The sequence below is a fragment of the Sphaerisporangium sp. NPDC005288 genome, assembly GCF_040607475.1.
GTDB classification, from domain to species: domain Bacteria; phylum Actinomycetota; class Actinomycetes; order Streptosporangiales; family Streptosporangiaceae; genus Sphaerisporangium; species Sphaerisporangium rhizosphaerae.
The window spans coordinates 1-2,311 of record NZ_JBEXGT010000108.1 but is presented as its reverse complement, the minus strand read 5'-3'; the positions used below and the strand labels follow the sequence as shown (position 1 = coordinate 2,311).

Below are 2,311 nucleotides of genomic sequence, written 5' to 3'. Positions count from 1 at the left end.
GTCACCGACCGTGAAGAACACCTTGCCGATGGTCTTGGGCAGGTTGACGTTCTTGACCTTGGTCGGGGTGACCTTCTCCTGGCCGATCGGCGCGATCACGCCGGCCTTGCCGTCAGGCTTGGCGTCGCCGCCGCCGAGCTTGACCTTGCCCGAAACCTGCTGGTCGCCGGTGAACTGCGCGGCACCCTTGAGGTTCGCACCGCCGTTGGCCTTCCAGAAGTTGGCGATCTTCTGGGCGCCGCTCGCGGAGGCCAGGGACACCGTCTTCTTCGCCGGCGCGGTGGCCGCGTTGGCGGAGGTGACCAGGGTGGCGCCGATCATGCTGGTGGCGGCGATGGCGCCACCAAGCGGGAGGGCGAGACGCTTGACTCGGGTGTTCAAGGAAACTCCTTGGGCTGTCGTGGAACGCATCTTGCGTCCCATGCGTCAGTAAAGGGATAGCCATGAAGATACAGAGGTGATCTTCGGCTGTGGGGTCGATTCGGGGGGAATTTTGCCCTTCGCGGGCACGTGACCTTTTCGTAACCCCTGTGGGTGGTCGGCCGCCGCCGTCGCCGGCCCCGCGTAAGCGCTCTTCTTTGCAGATCAGGGCATGTGCCCACACTTTGGGTTCGTTGTGGCTGAAGTGATGCCGCAGACCTCGTTGGAGAGGCTGGTGTGACGCAGATCACAGAGAAGCAGGGGAGCCGAATCGGTTCTGACTACGTCTAAGCGCCTCCGGGATGCCCGGTCGAGGAGTAAAGACGCTCGCGGGGGTAGTTGTGCAGCACCCACATGATCACATAGTGCGACCGTAAGTATGCAAGACGTAGCTTTTTGCCTCAATTGCCACACGCGCCGCCGTCGATAGCTCCGAGTTGCCGTTCGGACCGGAACGGGTCGGGTGTGTGGTGTCTGCGGTTCCGTAGCCTTGGCAAGATCGGTAGCCGACGCACTATGTGTGCATTGTGTCGGTGACAGCACTCGAAGTGGTCGAATGCGTGCGATCTGTCCTATCCGGATAGGTCCGGGTCGTCGAAGGTGACGTACTTCTGTCACTGGGGACATACGTGCACCGGGAACGGCTACGCAGCTCCACGGCAAGGATGGATCACGTTGCTCTGGGCGAGCCGGCGAGACCGCTCCAAGGCCACGGCGAGCTTCGCACGTGGCCCGGACAACGCGAACAGGGCCCGGCACTGATGTGCCGGGCCCTGCTAAGACGCTGACTCTAGCTGGCTAGAAACTCAGGCCTTGGTGGTGAGCTCGCCCGTCTTGGTGACGATCGAGCCGGACCACAGGTTGGCGGCCGACTTGTAGATCGAGTAGGTCTCGGTGTCGAAGTACGGCGAGGTCGCGAAGTCGATGCGGCCGTTCACGTCGGCGTCGCCGATGAGGCTGGTGACACCGTTGATGTAGCCGAGACGCTTCGTGCTGCTGTACTTCAGGATCCAGGGGCCACCGGAGGAGCCGGCGGTCATGGAGCACTTGAGACCGATCTGGGCCTCGGCCTTGAACTTCGCGGACGCGGCGGCGGCGAAGGTCTTGCCGTAGCACCACTTCGGCGTGACACCGGTGAACGGCTTGTCACCGTCGGGGTGCGCGGCCGCGGGGTAGCCGAAGGCGTAGACCGGCTGGCCGACCTTCTGGTTCCAGGTGAAGCCCTGGCCACCGACGTTGTCGCCCAGACGACCCGCGTCCTTGTAGGACACGATGAAGTAGTGGGTGACGTAGTACTCAACGGCGGCGGTGGTCTTGACCCACTTCTTCACGAAGAAGGACTGCTTGAACCACGCGGTCTCGGTGCCGTTGGCGTCCTTGGTCGCCGTGAGCTCGCCGAGGAACTTGCCGTCCGCCTTCTGGGCCAGGAGAGCCTTGTACTCCTCCTGGCTGATGGCGACCTTCTTGCTCGGGGTGAAGTACTTGGCGCCGTTCTCCAGGCTGGTGAAGTTGGGGGCAGCCTCGTAGACCGACTTGGTGACCTCGGCGCCGATCAGCTTGATGCCCTTGTAGCCCTCGGGGCTCATGTACTGGGCGAGGTGCTGCTGGGCGTCAGCCGGCTTGGCGACGGTCTCGACGTTGGCGTCGAGGGTCTTCACCCACTGCGGCCCGTTGGGGCCGTACTTCTCGAGGAGCTTGTCGTACTCTTCCTTCGTGATCTTCTCGTCCTTGGCCCACTTGTCGCCCTTCCAGGCGTCGAAGGTGGACTTGGTGACCTCGGTCTCGCCGGCGAAGGCGATGCCGTTGTAGACCGTGACGAAGGCGTAGTCGCTGTCGTAGTCCTCGTACACCGCGAAGTCGTAGTGGGTGTAGGCGGCCTTACCGACGTAGA

At 63.2% G+C, this 2,311-nt stretch carries 2 pseudogenes; both read right to left on the bottom strand.

Annotation, left to right across the window (positions count from 1 at the left end):
* A pseudogene (locus tag ABZU32_RS40860) lies at positions 1–381 on the bottom strand (hypothetical protein); the annotation flags it as partial.
* Positions 382–1,226: 845 nt separating this feature from the next.
* Positions 1,227–2,311 (bottom strand): annotated as a pseudogene (locus tag ABZU32_RS40855) (hypothetical protein); the annotation flags it as partial.